This window comes from Caballeronia sordidicola, from assembly GCF_002220365.1.
GTDB lineage: Bacteria > Pseudomonadota > Gammaproteobacteria > Burkholderiales > Burkholderiaceae > Caballeronia > Caballeronia sordidicola_C.
This window is the reverse complement of the sequence record NZ_MTHB01000057.1, coordinates 13,136-31,454: the sequence shown is the minus strand read 5'-3', so window position 1 is coordinate 31,454 and position 18,319 is coordinate 13,136. Positions and strand designations below refer to the sequence as shown.

General features: G+C 60.9%; 18 protein-coding genes and 1 pseudogene. 1 reads left to right on the top strand and 18 read right to left on the bottom strand.

The window, feature by feature from the left end:
* Window positions 1-18 precede the first annotated feature (18 nt).
* Window positions 19-567, bottom strand: coding sequence for a hypothetical protein (locus BSU04_RS10315; protein ID WP_089160525.1), 549 nt, complete (start codon window positions 565-567; stop codon window positions 19-21).
* Between the two features lie 590 nt (window positions 568-1,157).
* Here BSU04_RS10315 and BSU04_RS10310 point away from each other — a divergent pair.
* Window positions 1,158-1,448: a hypothetical protein gene (locus tag BSU04_RS10310; RefSeq protein ID WP_089160524.1), complete on the top strand. Its 291-nt coding sequence runs from the start codon at window positions 1,158-1,160 to the stop codon at window positions 1,446-1,448.
* A gap of 45 nt (window positions 1,449-1,493) precedes the next feature.
* Here BSU04_RS10310 and BSU04_RS10305 read toward each other — a convergent pair whose 3' ends face one another.
* The 17 genes and pseudogenes from BSU04_RS10305 to BSU04_RS47455 form a co-directional block, all read right to left on the bottom strand.
* Window positions 1,494-1,808 carry a hypothetical protein gene (locus tag BSU04_RS10305; protein ID WP_089160523.1) on the bottom strand — a complete coding sequence of 105 codons (315 nt, stop codon included), beginning with the start codon at window positions 1,806-1,808 and terminating at the stop codon, window positions 1,494-1,496.
* Window positions 1,809-2,727: 919 nt separating this feature from the next.
* Window positions 2,728-3,588 (bottom strand): hypothetical protein, encoded by an 861-nt coding sequence (locus tag BSU04_RS10295; protein WP_256982411.1) that lies wholly within the window; start codon window positions 3,586-3,588, stop codon window positions 2,728-2,730.
* A gap of 2 nt (window positions 3,589-3,590) precedes the next feature.
* Window positions 3,591-6,389 carry an LPD7 domain-containing protein gene (locus BSU04_RS10290; RefSeq protein WP_089160521.1) on the bottom strand — a complete coding sequence of 933 codons (2,799 nt, stop codon included), beginning with the start codon at window positions 6,387-6,389 and terminating at the stop codon, window positions 3,591-3,593.
* A complete protein-coding gene (locus BSU04_RS10285; protein ID WP_089160520.1) occupies window positions 6,379-6,756 on the bottom strand; it encodes a plasmid mobilization protein in 378 nt (125 codons plus the stop codon). The genes BSU04_RS10290 and BSU04_RS10285 overlap by 11 nt, the downstream gene beginning before the upstream one ends.
* Window positions 6,756-7,313 carry a PH domain-containing protein gene (locus BSU04_RS10280; protein ID WP_089160519.1) on the bottom strand — a complete coding sequence of 186 codons (558 nt, stop codon included), beginning with the start codon at window positions 7,311-7,313 and terminating at the stop codon, window positions 6,756-6,758. Before BSU04_RS10280 ends, BSU04_RS10285 begins: the two co-directional genes overlap by 1 nt.
* Before the next feature lie 52 nt (window positions 7,314-7,365).
* A complete protein-coding gene (locus BSU04_RS10275; RefSeq protein WP_089160518.1) occupies window positions 7,366-7,971 on the bottom strand; it encodes a phospholipase D family nuclease in 606 nt (201 codons plus the stop codon).
* 140 nt (window positions 7,972-8,111) lie between these two features.
* Window positions 8,112-8,474: pseudogene (ssb, locus tag BSU04_RS10270) on the bottom strand (single-stranded DNA-binding protein); the annotation flags it as partial.
* Between the two features lie 34 nt (window positions 8,475-8,508).
* Complete coding sequence (locus BSU04_RS10265; protein ID WP_089160516.1) at window positions 8,509-8,949, bottom strand: hypothetical protein; 441 nt, start codon at window positions 8,947-8,949, stop codon at window positions 8,509-8,511.
* 4 nt (window positions 8,950-8,953) lie between these two features.
* The gene (stbB, locus tag BSU04_RS10260; protein ID WP_089160515.1) at window positions 8,954-9,667 is read right to left on the bottom strand and encodes a StbB family protein; all 714 of its coding nucleotides are present in this window, start codon (window positions 9,665-9,667) and stop codon (window positions 8,954-8,956) included.
* Window positions 9,664-10,092, bottom strand: coding sequence for a hypothetical protein (locus BSU04_RS10255; protein WP_089160514.1), 429 nt, complete (start codon window positions 10,090-10,092; stop codon window positions 9,664-9,666). Before BSU04_RS10255 ends, stbB begins: the two co-directional genes overlap by 4 nt.
* 11 nt (window positions 10,093-10,103) lie before the next feature.
* Window positions 10,104-12,137, bottom strand: coding sequence for an LPD7 domain-containing protein (locus BSU04_RS10250; RefSeq protein ID WP_089160513.1), 2,034 nt, complete (start codon window positions 12,135-12,137; stop codon window positions 10,104-10,106).
* On the bottom strand, window positions 12,130-14,187 hold the full coding sequence (locus BSU04_RS10245) for a type IV secretory system conjugative DNA transfer family protein (RefSeq protein WP_256982408.1): 2,058 nt from the start codon (window positions 14,185-14,187) through the stop codon (window positions 12,130-12,132). The genes BSU04_RS10250 and BSU04_RS10245 overlap by 8 nt, the downstream gene beginning before the upstream one ends.
* Window positions 14,184-15,302: an ATPase, T2SS/T4P/T4SS family gene (locus tag BSU04_RS10240; protein ID WP_089160512.1), complete on the bottom strand. Its 1,119-nt coding sequence runs from the start codon at window positions 15,300-15,302 to the stop codon at window positions 14,184-14,186. The genes BSU04_RS10245 and BSU04_RS10240 overlap by 4 nt, the downstream gene beginning before the upstream one ends.
* Complete coding sequence (gene virB10, locus BSU04_RS10235; RefSeq protein WP_089160511.1) at window positions 15,283-16,491, bottom strand: type IV secretion system protein VirB10; 1,209 nt, start codon at window positions 16,489-16,491, stop codon at window positions 15,283-15,285. Before virB10 ends, BSU04_RS10240 begins: the two co-directional genes overlap by 20 nt.
* Window positions 16,488-17,318, bottom strand: coding sequence for a TrbG/VirB9 family P-type conjugative transfer protein (locus BSU04_RS10230; protein WP_089160510.1), 831 nt, complete (start codon window positions 17,316-17,318; stop codon window positions 16,488-16,490). The genes virB10 and BSU04_RS10230 overlap by 4 nt, the downstream gene beginning before the upstream one ends.
* Window positions 17,315-18,151, bottom strand: a complete 837-nt coding sequence (locus tag BSU04_RS10225) for a virB8 family protein (protein ID WP_089160509.1) — start codon at window positions 18,149-18,151, stop codon at window positions 17,315-17,317. The genes BSU04_RS10230 and BSU04_RS10225 overlap by 4 nt, the downstream gene beginning before the upstream one ends.
* Complete coding sequence (locus BSU04_RS47455) at window positions 18,148-18,279, bottom strand: hypothetical protein (protein WP_256982403.1); 132 nt, start codon at window positions 18,277-18,279, stop codon at window positions 18,148-18,150. The genes BSU04_RS10225 and BSU04_RS47455 overlap by 4 nt, the downstream gene beginning before the upstream one ends.
* Window positions 18,280-18,319: the final 40 nt, after the last annotated feature.

Below are 18,319 nucleotides of genomic sequence, written 5' to 3'. Positions count from 1 at the left end.
CAAAACGCTTTATGCCTGTCAGGTGTTTTTCAGGCTTGGCAATGGCGTGTCATAGATGCTGGGGTTGAAAATTTTGTCACGGGCGGCGGTCCGTTCCACTTTTTGCTCCCGTGTTAGTAATTTATCCATCCCCTTAAACGGCTTGCAGGTTCTCCAATCTTCGGGCAGCCCGACTGGTTCTTCGATTCGATTGGGAAAAGCGGCAGCGACTTGCAGGGGATTTTGCTTGGTGATGAGTGTGGGTTCCGATACCGGAATCGTCGCCGTCGCGGATGGCAAAACTCTGTCCAACCCGGATCTTGGCGGACTATTTTTTGCAGCCGATTCGGGATGGTTGCTGCTAACGAGTTCTCGCTGTTTGCGCAAACGTCTGAGGATGACTTTGAAGGTATTGAGATTCAGATCGAGCCCGAGATTGGCAAGTTCATCACGTGCAGTTTGGAGCGACACCCCTGCACAAATTGCTGCATCGACGGAATCGAAAACGTCCCGGAAGCGAGCGGTTTTAGAGCGTTGATCGCTGCTTGCGAGGTGTGCGAAACGTGTTTTTGCGATGTCCAAGTCCATTTTCAATCCAGACGAATCAGCTTGTACCCTCACTGTACTACAGACGAATCTTAAATAAGTGAAAGTGAATCTTTAAGTCACAGATTGAATCACCGAGTAGCTAAACTGAATTGATGTGCATCAAAATGACTCATAGCGCTCATTTTTCAGGTAAGCGGAGGCACGTTGCATATGTTCGACAAAATAGCTTCGCCATTTTCTCGAACATATGGTGCCCAAAGGGGGAGCCCCTTTGGAAACCCCGGCGGTGAAGCCGCCAGGTCGCCGCGACGCGCCGAGTCAGCAGCGCGTTTGATCGCGCCACGTTCACCGTGTCTGAACGCGATCTCCGAAGCACCCACTGGGTGTTCGCCATGTCGCTCTGAGCTACGCGAACCGGGGTGCTCTCAAGAAATGGATTTTTCGTACGGCAAGCCCGAAGCCGTCAGATTGAAGCCTAAGAGCTCGGGGCGCAGGTGTCAGATAATCTCGAATCACAGTTCAACCTGACTTGGTTGGCGTCCCACTCCCGACGTCCGGTTCAGGTGTACCTTGTGCCGACAGACCCCGCGTCATCGACTCAGGGACGGTTTTGGCGTTGTCGAAAAGCGATGACCGGCCGAGAAATTGACGCGGCGAATCAGCGAACCGACGCAGCCAGCGGCGAGGTGACGAAAGCTCACGCACGCGCCGAGGCGCAGGCCGAGCAGATGCGGAGTGCGCAGGTCGAGCGCGACGAAGCGCGACAGCTCGCGGCCGAGGCGCGCGAAGCCGGCGCGAAACTGGCCGGTCAACTCGAAGCGACGCAGGCTCAGAATGCCGCGCTGCTGGCCGCGCTGAAAACGGACGACACGGCTGGCGACGATAAGCCGCCACGCGGCGGCAAGGGCACAAGAAAGTGACCGCGAGCCAGCCTACAAATCAGTTTGCAGCATCGCGGCAAACATTCATGCTGCTGCGCGTGCTTGTGCGTCGTGCGCTTCGGCGAGACTCGGCGCGGTATGCGCTTCGTAGACGTTCAAGAGCTGCTCCAGTCTGGCGAGGCGGAGCTGTTGGAACGGTAGCAGGTGGAAGTCGGCAGCGATGGCGCTTACCCGAGCAGCCCAATAGTCTTTGTCAAGGCCCTGAATGACTACTGCCCCCTGTGCAGCCAGAAAACCACCCAATACCTGTTGCAGGTGATCGAGTTGGGTTTCGGCCAAGTGAGCCGAATGTTTAGGCGATTTTTTCTCGGTGCCTTCTGACCCGACTACAGCTCTCATAATTTTTCCTATTTATAGTTCTAATGGTTTTCCCCATTTGGGTGGAATTATGGAGCGCATTGGCGGCAACGGGTGTGGCCTCTCGCGCATTGAACTGAAGAAAGCAACGGCTGTCCTGTGAACTCACTCTATAGATCAGATAGTTTCTTAATTAAACGTTTGCGCGAGATCACACACTCTGTCCCTCTAAGGTACGGACGGCCTCACTTAGAAATTGGATTTTTCGAACGCCCAGCCCTTCATTCATAGGTGATTATCTTTATCAAAGGTCGGGGCCAGATGACTGGCAAAAAAGTACGTGGGATACCGCACGCGCCGCGAAAAGCTGCGGGACGTTACCGCTGGCCGGTTCGTCAAAACGGCCACCGAGTGTTCGCGGTGTCGCTCTGAGCTGCGCGAACCACGCACGTCTTTGCAGGGCCAGGCGCATGCTGCCCTCATTCCTGCAAGCCGCTTTTAGCGTGGCAGACCGAACGCGTTGTGCGCGCACCGTCGCGCCCGGATCGAGCCGCACGGGCACCGCGCCGAAGGCGTGGGAGAGCGGCGACCCGGAGCAAAGCATAGGGGCGATCCGGTTGAGCCTGCGCTTTGCGGCCGGGCCGTCCAGCTGCCGGAGGCAACGGTTTAGGCCCCTTTGGGGCGTGGAATTAAAGACTCGAAGGTACTGATAGAAGGCGGTGATTATGAACCGACAGTTAAGTCGGGGTGTTGCCGACAGTAAGCGCTTCGCGAGCGCCGATCGCGGTGATTTTGGGGACGTGCATGGGCGGCATGTCGATGCAACCGGCGATCGAAGCTCGGTTCAGCAAGATCGCGGCAGTTCAGGACGTGGCTTTCACACGGACGAGCGGGCAGATGCCGTTGTGCGGGCGCACGCGGGCCTCGCGCAGCAATCAGGGCTACGGGCGAAACGGAATCGCTAAACGGGTGGCGGGGTCGTGAAGGGCTTGTGCCGTGCTGATGGAGTCAGCTCACGGTAGGCGTGCTCGTAGCACGCCTCGCGGTTCCAGTCCGGATGTTGCAGCTTGAGTGCACCGATGCGTCGGCGCACCTGGTCGTCGAGCAGTGGGTCCGTGCTGCGAGCGATGTCGAGGTGGCTAGCATTGGCGTGACCAGATTTCGGCGTAGCCTTGCGGCCGCGTTCAAGCTGGTGACGCATGCTTTCCAGAAACAAGGCACCTTGCGCGGCTTCTCGCTCGCGACGGCCCTCTTTCGCCGCGGCCGCCGCTGCGCGATAGCGCCGAAGAATGGCCTTGCTGCGTTCGTGCTTGAGCCACTTCGCCAGGCCGAACGCGCCGAATAGCGCCGGCGGCAACTGGCGCAGCGACGCGAGCCCACGGTAGTGGCCAGCTTCGTCCAGTTCGCACCGTTGCTGGCTGCGAACGAGTCCGGCTGACTGCAGATCTCGCATCGCCCGCTCGGCGCGACGCAAGCCGATCCCGGCCTGGCGCGCGAGAAAGCGCAGCGTGACGCTCATGAAGTTGCCGTCACCTTGCGGAATGCCAACGCGCAAGCTCGGCAGATCGAGGTATTTGATGTGGGCGCGCAGCAGCTGCACGCACGCGAACCGGCGATCGCGGCGCTGCTGGCGCGGTTTGCCATTGGCGACGTTCAGGCTCGGCAGGCAGTCTGCCGGATCTTCCAGGTACGCATCGAGTTTGCCGATCAGTGCCGTGAGAATGCGCGGAATGCCCCCAACGCCCGTTTTAGGCGGATAGGGCAAGCAGCTCGCGTCGACTGGACGCGCTCCAGGGCCGGGAGCGTGGATTGAGTCGACCATCCCTAGCGCTTGGGCTCTTTCGGCGGGTTGACGACGGCTGGCGTGGGCGAGACTGGCGAGATCGGCGCCACCGTTGGCTCGCCCGCAACAGCACGCGGCCCGGCGCGCGAGCGCGCAGTAACAGTGTTCGCACGCTCGACAACGAGCTCGGCGCGGCGTGCCTGCATCACCTGGTTCAGCGTGTCGTCGGCGAACTCAACATACAGACCTGCCTCAGCCGCGACCTTCGCAGCTTCGCGCTGAAATTCCACCGGCCCATCGAGCTTGAGCACGTTGCCGAATTTGGCTTGCGCCAGGCGCAACCCGGATTCAATTGCCTCGCGATCGGTCTTCAGGACCTTAACCGACGGACCCTGATCGCGCACCACGCTGCGGCCGTCATGCCGGTAGGTGACATCGCCGCTCGCGTGGACTTCAAAGGTGAGGCGTGGCGCACGGTAGACAATCTCGTTGCGCTCGGCCAGTCCCGGTGTATTGCCGGCCGGCAGGATCCAGTTCTCGCCGTCTTTCGGCGACTCGGACGCGCTTGGCCGCAAGCGGCGCAGCTCGGCCAGCGCGCGGGTGTCACCTCCCTGGGCCTTCGCCTGCAGGAAGTCACCGAACGAGGGACCGGCCGCGGGGCCATGTTTGGCGACCAGGTTGTCGCGTTCGACCTGGCTTTGCGCACGCAATGCCTGTTCGGCGGCCACGCGCGCCATGCGGGCGACTGACACCGCCGCACGGCGAGCGGATGGCCGCAAGCTCAGGTCGTTGCGCGCCAGGTCGCGAGCGGCCGCGAAGGTTTGTTTGATCTCGCCGCGGCGTGCGTTTTCGCTCGCCTTCTGCGATTGCATGGCCGCTTGCCGGTCTGACCTCAACGCGTCACGCTCGCCCGTGAACTCGCGCCACAGCGTTGCGCGCGGCAATTCACGCGCCGACGCAGCTACAGCGCCATCGACCTGACGGCGGTACGAATCGCGCAGGATCTGCGAGGCGTCCCGCCACGACAGATGCAGTTCTTTCGTCAGGAAGTCGGAGACGTTCAGGTGGCGGGATCCAGCGCGGATCCGCGTACTGCCATCCTTGGCCACCGTCAGCGGATATTTCTCTGGCCGCACGCCATGTGAATGCGACAGTTCGGCAAGCAACCGCCGCGCGTCGAGCTGCTGACCGATCTCGGAGAATTCGGATTGTTTGCCGGAGGCCGATGCCGAGTGACGCTCACTGGCATCGCGCACACGCTGCGACACGGTGGTGTCAGCGACCCGTCCGGTTGGCGTCGCGCTTATTGGCGTCTTTACTCGCCGGCCATCTGCTCGGCGATCGCTATCCCGTCGCACGCGATGCGCTGGTAGGGCGCGTTCGAGCTCCAACTGGTGAAGTGCATGATCCGGCACCAGCACTGCGCGTCGCGGGGCGAACCGGTCCACAGGGAGCCCGGACAAACCTGACATACCGTTGGGGGACTGGGTCGAATTTCCTTGGGAAGCTGGGAGAGCGCCAGACTGCCCGCGCCCTGAAACACCGCTGCGTGCTCCGGACTCGGGGCTACGTTGCGGAAGTCCCCATCCACCTCGCTCAGGCTCGCTTCGTTCTCGCTCGCCTCGCGGGAAGGGGGCATCGAGGGCGTTTCTTCCTCGGTCGAATTCATGTAATCGTCGATCGCGTCGAAGGCGTTGCTCGAAGACGTCGTTGCCGACTCGATCGATGCGGTCGGCGGATCTTGCGGTTCCCGGCCCTGCTCGTGTTCCTGATGCTCGGTCATGATGGTCCTTGAGATGTCTTGAATAAAACGCGTCTTCGCGCTCGGCGAGCATTGCCACGCGCTCTGCACGCGAACCCGCCTGGTAGGCCGGGAAACTGTTGGTGTTGCCGTTGTTGAGATACTTGACTTCGAGGGCGCGCGTCTCGCGCCATTGCTCCAAAGCAGCGAGCATGTGCGGCGCTGTTTCACGCGGGCTGCTGCTCACTTCATATTTAGGCTGAATGTCGGCCGCGAGCTGCAGCAGCTTCTCGCTGGTGGGCAACTCGACGAAGGCGCGAGAAAACACCGCTTCCTTCAGGTTCACGCCCTTCGCGGCATCAGCGGGTTTCACATTGGCGTATTCGTTGTCGCCGCCGGCGTTACGCAAGCGCGTTTCTCCGTGTTCGGCGACCATCGCCAGAAAATCGTCATAACGCTCAATCTTGCGATCGAGCATGGCATCGAACAGCAACTCTTTGGTCTGGCGACTTGCCTCCTTAAAGAGATCGCCCTTATATCGACTGATCATCTCGGACGCATCCGTGAGTTCGACCCGGCGATTGTCTTTCGGGCTCGCCAAGCCATATTTGGCGTTCATGTGTTCCTGAAACGCCTCAACGAACTCGATGTTCGATTTGTAGTAACCCAGCGGCTCTAGATGACCACCGGAAATCAAATTCACTTTGGGAATGACCACGTGAATATGCGGCTTTCTTTCCACCAGTTCGCCGGTCGCGTCATCCTGATAGCTCTTCACCTTCGGCAAATGCGCCTCGGCGTAAAAATTCATTTCATCGCTGCGATAGGCGACCGAAACGAAGGCGCGAAATTCCGCCGTGATCGCATCGAGCGTTTCGCGATCAACGTCGTCTTCCTTAAAGCTCATGGTGACGGACAGATAGCGATCCACATCCGGCGCGGTGTCGATCGACCGAATGATCGAGTCGGTCAACTCCAGGTCGCCCGCGAGCACGACACGCTCGTCGAGCTCGTCGCGAGAAAGATCACGCCCTTGTTTGCGGCCACTTTCGAGGTATTGCTTCACGCCGTCGTGCCGGCCGGATGCTCTAAGCAACATGTCGCAGGTGCGCCTTCAGAAGCAGCTCGATTTGTTCCAGTGCATCAAGCGCCGATTCATAGGTCTGGCCCGTGGCGCTTTTATCCAGACGCGCAGCGTTGAGCACGTGAGCGATCTGGTTTAGGTTGTTGCCGGCCTTGTTCAACACGAAGAGCGCACGCTTGCGATCGGCACTCGCGGGAGCACGTGCCACGATCGTGGTTCGATTGGTCAGCACGCATTCCCGAAAGAACTGGGATGCGCTCAGGCCTGAACACGCGACCTTCTCCAGGTACGCGCCATACTCGGCCTCGGCAAGCCGGAAGCCCACCCGTTTTGCCAGGTGATCTTTTGGAGGCTTAGCTGGTCTGCCGCGTTTGGCCGACATCACACGCGCCCCATGTTGACTTCACGAATGCCCTTCGCATCACGTCGCGCGATCGCGGCCTGGTTCATCCATTCGCGCAAAGACTCTACGTTGTTCATGCCGCGAAGAATCCAGCGCGGATGATTCACATCGCTGCTTTCGACCACCAGTGTCCCAAAGCCAAGCAGGCGTTCCCACCAGTCGCTCACGCACTCGACGTTTTGGACGCGATACATCTCTACACTTGCCACCCGGCGAGTGAGGATCCCGGTGCGATAGGTCAAGCGAACGCTATCGATCACAATCTCCGTATAGGCCGTCGTCGCCGCGCGCAATGCGGCGGCCACGGCAACGGCCACGATCGCAAGCAATGACGCGACAAGCGGCAACGGTGACGCCAGGCTTGCGGTAACGAATGCCGTGCATGTAACCAGCACGCCCACGCACCCGCACTTCAAAAAGAACGGCAGATTGATTGCCCAGTTCGGTGAGCCCTGAAACTCGACCACCTGCCCCGCTTCCTGCGAGAACATCGTAGTGACATCACGGCTCGATCGGCTGCGCTCGCGCTCTTGCATAACTACTCCCTTGCGTGTGTACCGGCAGCCTGACTCAGCAGACCGCCCCGATTTAGTAAGTGGAGTGAAAATCCGACGCCTGTGGCCAACGGCTTTGCCAATGCTCGAGATAGGGCTCGGCCATCACCGGGCAGTCCCAAAGCACCAGGGCGTTTTCGCTATTTTTGGTGGCCGCGGCCCCGCTGAAATTGAACGAGCCTGTTTCCACATCCTTGCCGTCGATCACCATGGATTTATCGTGAAAACTCAAGTACACGTTGATCGTGCGAGTCGGAATACCCGCGTTCACCAGCAGATTGAGCGCCGCACGTGCCCTGCCCGAGCGGTCCTCAACCAGGTTGGTTTTCTCGTCGACGATTACCGCGACATCGACGCCGCGCTGTTTGGCGTCGATCAAATGGCGCACCACGTCGGCTGACGTGAAGGAATACGCAGCCAGCCGAATCGAGTGCTGCGCGTGGTCGATCGCGCGGTCCACCAGCCGGCTTGCACTGCCCTCCGGCGAGAAGCCTGCTTCCGGGCGGCAACTGCCAGTGGTCGAAGCAGCCGGCCTATTTGTCGTCGCCTCACCAATCCAGCTACCGAGCAAGCCCGCATGGGCTGCGAGCGGACTCAGCAACGCCAGCGCGAGACTGGCGCAAAGGAGGTTGGATCTCATCAGTTGCCTTTAAAAGAACACAGATACATGTTGGTGAAGACCTGCACGCCTGGGATGGCGCGCAGGTGTAATCGTCAGACGCCACGCGCGTCAGGCTGGTTCGACAACGCCGCTTGATCGTATTCACGGGTCCAATCGTCGTCTTCGGCATCGGCCGTGCCGGTGTGGTCTGCCCGAGCACCGCCTAGCATTTCGAGGCGATCGACCTGAATCTCAGTTGTATAGCGGTCCTGTCCGTCGCTCGCCGTCCACTTACGTGTGCGCAACCTGCCCTCGACATAGATGCGCGAGCCCTTCACCAGGTATTCGCCCGCGATCTCGGCGAGACGGCGAAAGAACACGAGTCGATGCCATTCGGTGGCTTCTTTCGTTTCGCCCGAGGTCTTGTCGCGATACCGTTCGCTTGAGGCGAGCCGGATGTTGGCCACCGCATCGCCGCTAGGCAGGTGCTTGAGCTCAGGGTCCGCGCCAAGATGGCCGGTCAGAATCACTTTGTTTGCCATGTCGTTCTCCTTTTTGACTTACGTGTTAGCTCGGCTAGCGGCCGATCACCCAGACACCGAAAAGCGCGGCGGCCGCCGTGATACCGCCCGTCATCAGCGCGACCGCAGCCATGTCGAACAGACGCCGGCCAGGCCGATCCTGGACAAGCCGCTCGATCGCGACGAGCGACACATCGACCCGCTTCAGCATGTCGCCCATCGAATCGGTGAATCGACGCTGCGCGGTCTCGCTCGCCTGAGTAGCCAGATGCGCCAAAGCGGCATCGCGCGAGTTGGCGAAGTCCGCCGCGACCTGACGAAGCTCGACGATTCGCCCGCTGATGCGTTCGTCGGAATCGCGCACGATCGCAACCAGGTCTTTCATCGACGTGTGCAGCACTTGCACATCGCCCAGCATCTCGAAGATCAGTGCATCCTTTTGCTCGTCTGAGAGTGAACGCGGCTTCCCGTTTTCTTGCGGCTCTGTCCCTGCCATGGTGTTAGCCCATCAAAGCGCGAAACACGCTTTCCAGTTGCTTGTCCACGCCCACGGCCATTGATGCGTTGGCAATGAGAAAGCCAAGCCGTTCCTTTTCACTGTCAGTGGTGGCTTCACCGAGAAGTGCCTTGTAGTGGTCGCGAGAACCGGCGAGCTCATGAACGGTTACCCCGGCCTCGGCTGCGGCCGAGAAAACACCGCTCTGATAGAGGACAACCTCCGGATCCAAGACGAACAATTGGTCCCGTTCATGGGTATGGAATATCTGTGAGTAGGCTTGCGACAACGGCTCCTGAGAGGGTTTTGGAGCCTTGTTGAACAGGACACGGATCTTTCCGGGCTCGACGCCCTTGAGTGACAGGGCTTCAATCGTCGCGCGCGTGTCTTTCTGCTGCTTGGCGTCCGCAAGCGTTGGCAACACGAACAAGTCGAACACGTCGTAGGAGCCGTCATATTCGTCCATACGCAAATCGAACTCTTCCACGTTCGATGCGCCCACATCGACGATCGCGGAGTCGACGGTGAGCAAGCGTGCGTACAACTTCCCGAACTCCTCGCCGCGCATACGCTTCGCTTGCGCGTTATTCTCCATTTCGTCGGAGTTGATGGACTCGATCGCAAAGATTTCGGCGTCCGGCATGCGGGGCGCGAGCAGGTGTCGAACGACGGTACTTTTACCCACGTTCCCTGAGAAATTGATAACAGCGATTTTCATGATTGTGATTCCTGTTGTTTGCGGGTCGCGCGACGCGTGAGCGCGCCCGGTTCGTAAATCAAAACGATGCGGTCGCCCACCACTGCTTCACACACGCACACGCCGCTCGCCTGGTAGCGCCACACCGGCTTGCCCATCACGCGCAAGCCGGTATCGGCCCGCGCGTCTGTGCCGGCTGCAGCGTCAAGCTCTGCGAGCGTCTTACCCGTGCGCACACAGGCACGCGCCTCGATATCGGTCGCTCGATGCGCAAAGCGCGCCTGCAAGGCCGCGACAAACGGCTGGTACATCGCGTCGCCCAACTGGCACACATCACACCAGTACGGCGTGCACGCGGCTGTGCGCGAGAGCCAGCCACGGTGCCAGGCGTGCTGAGCCGCGCGCGGCAGACCCTTGATCGCAGTCAATGAACGTTTCCGATTCATGATTTGCCTTGTCAGCGCGCAAGGGCGGGCGCACCCTGCCCCGGGTTGTCGCGCTTGGGCGCAGGTGCCGATGGTGCAGCGGGCGGTGTCTCGCGAACGACGCGTTCCTGCGTAACTTGCGCAAGACGCGCATCGAGCGCCGGTCCCAGTGCCTCAGCGGGTGATTCGCTGCGCACGTGTTCGTCCTGGACCTTCAATCCCGCAGCCATGGTTTCGGCAAACCGGTCCATCACCACGCGCCGCACGTTTTCAGGCAATGTCGCAATGGCTTTTTCGAGCTCTTCGCGCACGTCCCTAACGGGTGCCGCAGGACCATCCCGCTCGACGCTCCACACATTGCGGCGCGTTTCCTTCGGCTCGTAACCAATGACCTTACCGGCATCGTCCTTGACGGGCGCTTGCACCACCACCGGCTGATTGCACAGGTTTTCCAGCTTCACCGGGTCCCCGATCCGCACACCCGAATCGCCGATCGCCCGTTCGAGGTCGATGCCCCATGAGGTCTTCTCTGCACCCGCTGCATCCTTGACGGTGACGAAGTACGAGCGGCTGTTTTCGGGGTCGTTCTGGTACGGCGCCGGACCATGCGCTACCAGGACGCTGGCGACCACGGGCGTGGGGTTCGTCACGGGCGCCGACGCGGCAACCGGTGGCGTCGCAACCTCAGTCGTGGGGCTCGCTATCGGGGCCTGCGCAGCCGGTGCGATCGGCATGACTGGTGGCGTGGCGGCAGTTCTTGCAGCCGGTGCCGGTGCCGGTGCCGGTACATCTGTCTTCACACGAGCGCCGGCCGTGATCGTCAATGCCTCGCGTTCGCGGCGGGCGGCATCAAGCATCGCCAGGTCCTGCTCCTGGGGCTTGAATCCCTTCGTGGCGATCCCCGCTAGGCTCGCTTCGATCCAGGCATTGCGCTTGAACTCGTCACTACCCTTCAACTCAATCGCGCCCCAGCCCTTGGCTTGCGCCACCGCGATCATGTCGGCTGCGGTGTTGCGATCGTTTGCGGGCGTCGCCAGGCGCGCGCCATGATCTTCGAAATGCGGCTCGTGATCGGCTGACTGGCCCGGGTCCTTGCCGTCGAACTTCCAGAAACTGCCGTCGCGCACCACATACCGCGCTGCAATGTCCTCTGGAATCGCATAGCCGGTCTTGGTCATCACCGCCGGCGCACGCATCTCACTGGGCGCACTGGGTGAGTGCGCGGCGCTATCCGTGCGAGCGAGCGTGAATGGCCGGGACATCGCCTCCAGCACGCGCGAAGCAACGCCTTGGGCCCGCTTTTGCCGCTCGATCTCCGGCGTTGCAATGCGCACACCGCCAAGCCCCTCGACACTGTTTTTCTCATCGTTCTCGCGGGCTGGCCTGGCGCGCTGCGCGGCAGTCGAGGTTTCGTCCTGGTGCTCCGGAACATCGATTGCGGCCGGTGTGCTACCGGTTGCGATCGGCGGCAACGGGTCGGCGGCCCGAGCCGAAATCGACGGCGAGATTAAAGCCGAAGCCGATTGGCCCTCGACGGGGTTGTCGACGGTCGCCGACGGGCTCTCGGTCACGGCCTCGGCCTGGGTCGTTACCGGCAGCGATGCACGGGCTTCATCGACCTCCTTCGCGAGATCCGGATCCGCCTCGCGCAACGCCTGGGCATAGCCCGGCGCGGCCGCGTTGGACACGAGGTGCGCGAGTGCGCCCGCCCGTTCATCGGGCGACTGAATCGCCCTGATCTCGGCTACATCCTGCTGCACCCAACTTCGATACGCTTTCTCGGTCGCCAATGCGGCCAGCCCTTCAACCAAGCCCTCGCCATGGACCGCGTTGCGCGAGGCGATATCGGATTGGTGCGCGGGTGTCGCTTGAGCCTGCGGCATGGGCGCATCGCTCGGACCTTCAATTGCGCGAGCACGGCTCGGCATCGGCGACTGTTCAGACGCCGATTGATCGACCGGCGGCGGCACCCGCTTGAGGAACGCATCGCGGGCCGCCTGGATAGCCGCCGCATCTGCCGTGGGTGGATTCGCCGTAACGGCGGCCGGTGTAGTGCTATCAACCATTGAATACCTCCTGAGAAATTGCCGGGGCCGCTGCCGCGTCATGCGTCACGCTCGGCTTTGCATAGCGCTGTGCCACCAGGTCGGAAAAATTGAATCGAATACCGGTCAGTGCAAACACGTCCTCATCGACGCGAGCTGCGGCCTTCTTAACGAGCGTTATGGAGGCGCTTGCCGGGTCCATCTCGGCGAGATCGCTCGCCCGCACGACGCGCTCTCCATTCGGACCCTTCGCAGCCGTGCTCGCTTCGCGCTTGGCCATCCACGCGGAGATATCCACGGACGGCACATCGGTGCTCGACAGTTCATAGATACCGTTACCCTTCACCGTCTCCAAACCTGCGGCGTCCTTCAACTGCTGCTCGCTCGGCATCTTCTTACCGAGGGCGCGCAGCGACGGGCTGATCTCCTTGAGCCGATTGATGAAGAGCGGGTCGCTGTAGTAATAGGCTTTATCGCAGAGGATCGGCGTGTCGAAGCCGAGCAGGATTTCCCGCTTCTGGGGCATGGCCGCGAGCTCCTGCGGCATCATGAGCGCCCGACGCTGAGGGGACGCGTTTTCGCTACGCGAGAGGTTTTTGCCCCGTGTCTTGCCGGTGGACACCGAGGACTCGGTGAGATAGCCGAGCGTCTCGGAAATGACCTTCGACTCTTCGTGATCCTTGGGCGGATAGATGATCTTGGCCGCCATGTTGTTCACGAGCGTGCGGGTGCCCTCCTTACCGTACAGGAGCGACGGCTCCATCTGCGAGATCGACTGGATGATGATCAACAAGCGAAGGTTGTAGCCGGCGATGAACGCGTTGGCGCGGTCGATGATGTTCACCCGCCCGATCGCGGTGAATTCATCCATCACCAGCAGACACTGATATTTGAGCGACGGGTCGTGCTCGGGCAGCACCGACGTATTCAGGTCGATCAGCTGCGAGAAGAAGAGATTGACCAGGAGCGCCGCATCCTCCAACCGGTTCGGCTGGATGCCAAGATAGATCGTCATGCGCTGGCGGCGTACTTCGTTGATATCGAACGACGAATGACTGGTTGCTGCGTCCACCACGGGATTATCAAAAATCAACAGCGGCGCATTGAACGTCGACAGAATCGAATTCAGTACCTCGTCGCTCGAGGAAAGGAAGCGGTTCAGCGCGTTCGTGCACGCCATCGACAGTCCCGGCGTGGCTTTGAGCGCCGCGATATGTTCCTTCACCGGCCGACCCATGCCCGAGGACTGGCGGAACACTTCGCCCAACGTGCACGGCCGCTCGGGCGTGGCCGTCTCCATCAGATACAGAACGAGCCCCACGAACAGGTTGCGCGCCAAGTCATTCCAGAATTTGGTCTTCGCTTCGACGTTGCTGGAATAGAACTTTTGGCCGATGGCTTGCACATCCCCGATACGCAGGTGCGGTGCGCGCTTAACGATCGTGTCGAACACGTTCCAGCCGTGGGTCTTACCATCCTCAGCGAACGGCGCCCACAGGAACACCTTCTGGCCGTATTTGGCGCGGTAGCCGGAAGTGAACCGGTAGTTCTCGAACTTCAGATCGAGCACGACCACCGAGTCCGGATAGGTGAGAAGGTTCGGGATCACAATCGCCACGCCCTTGCCCGAACGGGTGGGCGCAGCAATCATCACGAACTGCTGGCCAACGAAGGTCAAGTATCGATCCTTGTACTTACCAAGAATGATCCCGGCACGGCCGCTGTCCTCGCTGAGCAAGCCCGTCTGACGAATCTCAAAGTCGCGAGCCCAGCGAGCGCTACCGTGCAATTCGCGCTTGGGCTTCGAGAAAACCGCCACGCAGGCAAGCGCGATCGGCACGATGGGTACCGCCAAGGAAGCGAAGGTGCACACGGCGAGCGCTTTCTTGACCGCTTTTACGTCGCCGTATGCATGCCAGTAATCGCGCAGCGTAAAGATGCCGACCACCGATTGCGGCAGGTGTTCCATGTGCGCGAACAAGGCGCCGCCGGCGTACTGGCCACCGACCGCGAGGCCGGCTACCCCCGCGGTTGCCAGCGCACCGACGAGCACTTTTGTCCGGCCGTTCATGAGAGCCCCCGCTGCAGTTTCCACTTGCCAACCGGATCGAAGAACACTTCCTTGAGGCGCTTGTTTTCCATGAACAGCACCACGTCGATCGTCATCTTCACTTCGCGCGCGATGTAGCTCAGATCCAAGGTCTGCCCCACGGTGCTAGCTTTCACGAGCGTTGTGATGCGCGAGAACGCCGAGATGCAATCATTGGCATGCACAGAGGTCATGCCGCCCTGATGGCCGGTGTTCAGAAGAGTCAAGTAATCCCACGTCTCGTCGCCACGCAGTTCGGCGAGAAACACGCGGTCGAACTTCATGCGCAGGGTCGAGCGCACGATCTCCTTAGCCGGAAGGTCGTCGCTGTAAAACATATGCACCCGGTTCGGATGGTGCGGCAGGGCCAGCTCGTGGGTGTCTTCAATCGTGCCAACCCGCGTGTGCGGTGACACCAGATCGGCGAGCGCTTTCATGAGCGTGGTCTTGCCAGATCCGGTACCACCCACGGTGACGATGTTCAGCTTGTTCTCGATCGCAAGCGCCAGAAACGTGCCGATATCACCGCTCGCTTTCGCTTCGATCATCGCCAGTTCGAACATCGCAAGATCAACGACCGAGGGGACACGAGCGGACGGCGACACGTCGATAAAGCCGCGCGCCGTCATATCGTCAGTCAGTCCCGGCAAAATCGGTTTCGGCGACGAATCCGTAAAACCCTTCAGGGAGCCGCTGCGCTCGTAATCGTCCATCGACAGCCGCATGGCACTCGGCACGCGCATCGTCATCGAAACCGTGTCCGGTTCAACCGCCGGTGCAATCAGGACCTGGCCGCGTTGTCCATCCGGCAGAAGAACCGGGTGAATAGGGTTCGCAGCGCTCAGGTGATCGCCCTTGAACACCACCAGCGCGTTCGCGAGCTTCTTGAGCGCATCGAGTGTCGCTTGCGGGGCGGCATGACAGACCCAGCCATCGCGGCTCTCGGTCCAGATCTCGCCCGCGCGGTTGATCGCAAGCTCGGTGGCGCCCGCTTTCGAGAGCAGAGACGACACGCCGGTGGATTCGAGCAGGCTGCGCACCGTGACGCTCTTGTCGTACGGCACTTCATTCGGTCGGTTATTGGGTGACGAGTTCATACACGCTCCGGAAGTCGACATCACGCGCCACAAAAATGTTGATCGCGGAGCCTTGATTCACATAACCCGTCGGCGGGATGTTGATGGTGTTTTTGAGGGTCTCGGTGGCCAAGTCGTCAGTGTTCGACGAGGTGGTCGACAAATTCACCTGGCTATTGCCACCGCCGACCGACCGCGAACTGAGCGCCTGGCTCGCGGTGCCGATCACGCTCAGCATCAGCGCACCGCCAAAGCGTGCTGCAAGGTGGTTATCGACATATGCTTCGTGTCCGGATGCGCCCAAGGCATCCGCACCGGGCGAATCGACATTGAGCGTGACACCGCTTGGCGTGACGATGCGCGACCACAAGACGAATACGCGCGCCTGGCCTTGCAGAAGCGCTGAGCCCTGTTCGCCGGTCGCCTCGCTGTTCTTTTCCACCAGCAATGTGTGACCGTCCGCGGAATACACATCCTTCGTGACAATGCAGGACGTCATGCCTGCATAGGTCGTCACGATCTTGGTCTTGGTGACGCAGGGGATAGTCGTACCACGCGTGAGCAAATACGTCAGGTCCGCAAACCGGCTTGCCGTCACGCTCGCAAGCGTCGAGGGCTTCAGGCGCCCATCGAGGCCGCTCTGTGCCGAACCGCCCGGTGCAGCGGCCGCCGCATGCGCGTCCGCCGGCGCGGTGTCGTCCTTGCCCAATTTCAGAACCACGTCACCGTCGAGACGCCGCTCGGCGACCGTCTCAATGTGGACAGGCTTGGCGCCGCTACCCGCTTGCGTGCCCTGACCACCAACGGGTGCGACAGCAATTGCACCGGCCGGCGCCAGCACACCCGACGCACCAGCGGGTCTAGCAGCCGCCAGCAGAGCATCACGTTGCGCCTGAGCGGCACGCTCTTTCTCAAGCCGGTCCTTATCTGCCCCGAAGTCATGTCCGCTGCCGTCATCCTTCGTCTGCTGCTTGGCAAGCGTTCGCGCATCATCACGTTCCTGCAAATGACGCTCGGACAGCCGTTTCACAAAAATCGCGGCGCCCGCTGCGGCCACCGCAAGCGCGGCAATCACCGCGAGCACGACCCACAATTTGCTGACATTCGATTTCTTGCGCGTGGGCTTCAGACTCGGCAGGCCGCGCTCGCCCGAGATACTGTCGATGACACTCGGCTCTTCGCCGCCCTCTGGATTGTTCAGGCTGTTCATTTGTCCGCCCCTTTGACCAGACGCACCGTGTTGCTCACGGTGCTGCCCGTCGCGTTAAATTGACCGTCGGGCGAATAGGCGTTGTTGCGCACGCCAAGCACCGAATCGCCCAGGCGCAGGACGAAGCCAGCGCCGGTTTCGTGAACCACCACCGTATCGCCCTCAGCGTGCGAGTTCACCAACGCTTCCGACCCGTCCGGCAGCAAACGGAAGATCGCCGGCGCATCACGGCTCGTGGCATAGCGAAAGTACGTAAAGCGCCCGTCGTCCCACATCGAAGTCGGCGCAAGCAACGTATTGCCGTGCATGTCGTAGTTTTCGTTTTGGTGCACGGAGGCGCTCGCGCTGCTACGGCCCACGGCATCAGCAAGGGCGCGCTTTTTAGCGGCTTCAAGCGCCAGACGCGCGCGCGTGTCGGGATAGTCAAACGAGAGCGTCCAGGTCGGCACGCCACCGCGTTTGACCGTTTCGAGCTTGAAGGTGTAGCGCCGGCGGTTGGTGACCACGATCAGGTTCGTGTCGGGCTTCACCGTCACGGGCTTGAACATGATCCAGTTGCCGCCTGCGCCCACCTTCCACGCCCGCGCATCGCCGAGACCTACGGCCGACTCCTTGCTGTCCACCACTTCGCCTTCTTCGAACTGCACCAGCGTGGCGTTGCCCGCGATCGTTTCAACGCGGTACACCTCGTTCACGTCATAGCGGGCGCAGCGCACATGTTCATCATTGCCGCACGCGTTGGGCGTTTGCAGCGCCCATGCGGAGGCAGGAAGCGCACCCCCAAGCACCGCCAGCGCGACCAATTTGAGTTTCAAGACTCTTTTCATTGCGCACTCCCTTGAGCCGCCATGGAAGGCACGCTCGGTGCAGAAAGCGTCGATGCGGCCGCCGGTGCAGCAGCCGTCGCATCGGTGCTGCGGGTCCAATCCCGATCAACCGTAAAGCTGGTTACCCGAAAGCCGTTCGGATTGACATCGAGCTCGCTGCGCTTTTCTGGAATTTGCTCGTGGCGGTAACTGATGGTGGCAACCCAGTACTCCGTCTTGGGTTGCTGACCGGAACCGAGCGGGATGAGCTTTTTCGAAAAGAACACTTGCGCGGTTGATCCAACAAACGTGATCGGTCCCACGCGCGCCACGATCCGGTATTGATCCTTCAATACCTTTTGCGGCGCATTGGGTAGCGCAAACAGCTTCACGTACACATCTCGTTCCTGTTCAGCGCTCATCAATTTGACGCTGTTGAAAAGGTCCTGAATCGTTTCCCAGTCGTAGCTCTCACGCATCTCGACATACCGGCGCAGATCCGCTCGGTCCTGTGCTTCGGTGAAGCTCATATGACCCTCCGTCGCCACATCCAACACGTCTGTGACACCATTAACGGTGTTCACCCGCAACACAGCGGGCGGATTTGGACGCTTTAGGAGTACTAATGCTGAAGAACCAACAATAGAAACTGCAGCGACCACCAGCGCGCCTACCGCACCGCGCAGGGCCAATTGCGTGATTCTTTTCTGTGAGTCCTGCTTGGACTTCTCGAACAGCATCGCTTGCTTCAGATACCACTTGCCCATTTCAATTGCTGCGGGCTCCTTTGTGGCGGCCGTACCCGCCGCCTCGGCGGGAGTGCCGGCACTAACCGCTGTGCGTTTGAACATCATTCTTGTGCTCCCTGTGTGGCAATCGGGTGATTGACCGGAACCCACGCGCCTGTCGGTTGGGGAGGCTTCGGCGCAGAACAAGCGGCGAGCAGCAGCATCAGCGCGCTTGCAACGATTAGCTTTTTCATGATCTCTTCTCACTGGTTGACTTCGCGCGCCCGGCTACCG

Coding starts and splice junctions, on each gene's coding strand:
- BSU04_RS10315 (WP_089160525.1), bottom strand. CDS start 567: ATGGACTTGGACATCGCAAAAACACGTTTCGCACACCTCGCAAGCAGC.
- BSU04_RS10310 (WP_089160524.1), top strand. CDS start 1,158: ATGACCGGCCGAGAAATTGACGCGGCGAATCAGCGAACCGACGCAGCC.
- BSU04_RS10305 (WP_089160523.1), bottom strand. CDS start 1,808: ATGAGAGCTGTAGTCGGGTCAGAAGGCACCGAGAAAAAATCGCCTAAA.
- BSU04_RS10295 (WP_256982411.1), bottom strand. CDS start 3,588: ATGGTCGACTCAATCCACGCTCCCGGCCCTGGAGCGCGTCCAGTCGAC.
- BSU04_RS10290 (WP_089160521.1), bottom strand. CDS start 6,389: ATGTTGCTTAGAGCATCCGGCCGGCACGACGGCGTGAAGCAATACCTC.
- BSU04_RS10285 (WP_089160520.1), bottom strand. CDS start 6,756: ATGTCGGCCAAACGCGGCAGACCAGCTAAGCCTCCAAAAGATCACCTG.
- BSU04_RS10280 (WP_089160519.1), bottom strand. CDS start 7,313: ATGCAAGAGCGCGAGCGCAGCCGATCGAGCCGTGATGTCACTACGATG.
- BSU04_RS10275 (WP_089160518.1), bottom strand. CDS start 7,971: ATGAGATCCAACCTCCTTTGCGCCAGTCTCGCGCTGGCGTTGCTGAGT.
- BSU04_RS10265 (WP_089160516.1), bottom strand. CDS start 8,949: ATGGCAGGGACAGAGCCGCAAGAAAACGGGAAGCCGCGTTCACTCTCA.
- stbB (WP_089160515.1), bottom strand. CDS start 9,667: ATGAAAATCGCTGTTATCAATTTCTCAGGGAACGTGGGTAAAAGTACC.
- BSU04_RS10255 (WP_089160514.1), bottom strand. CDS start 10,092: ATGAATCGGAAACGTTCATTGACTGCGATCAAGGGTCTGCCGCGCGCG.
- BSU04_RS10250 (WP_089160513.1), bottom strand. CDS start 12,137: ATGGTTGATAGCACTACACCGGCCGCCGTTACGGCGAATCCACCCACG.
- BSU04_RS10245 (WP_256982408.1), bottom strand. CDS start 14,187: ATGAACGGCCGGACAAAAGTGCTCGTCGGTGCGCTGGCAACCGCGGGG.
- BSU04_RS10240 (WP_089160512.1), bottom strand. CDS start 15,302: ATGAACTCGTCACCCAATAACCGACCGAATGAAGTGCCGTACGACAAG.
- virB10 (WP_089160511.1), bottom strand. CDS start 16,491: ATGAACAGCCTGAACAATCCAGAGGGCGGCGAAGAGCCGAGTGTCATC.
- BSU04_RS10230 (WP_089160510.1), bottom strand. CDS start 17,318: ATGAAAAGAGTCTTGAAACTCAAATTGGTCGCGCTGGCGGTGCTTGGG.
- BSU04_RS10225 (WP_089160509.1), bottom strand. CDS start 18,151: ATGATGTTCAAACGCACAGCGGTTAGTGCCGGCACTCCCGCCGAGGCG.
- BSU04_RS47455 (WP_256982403.1), bottom strand. CDS start 18,279: ATGAAAAAGCTAATCGTTGCAAGCGCGCTGATGCTGCTGCTCGCCGCT.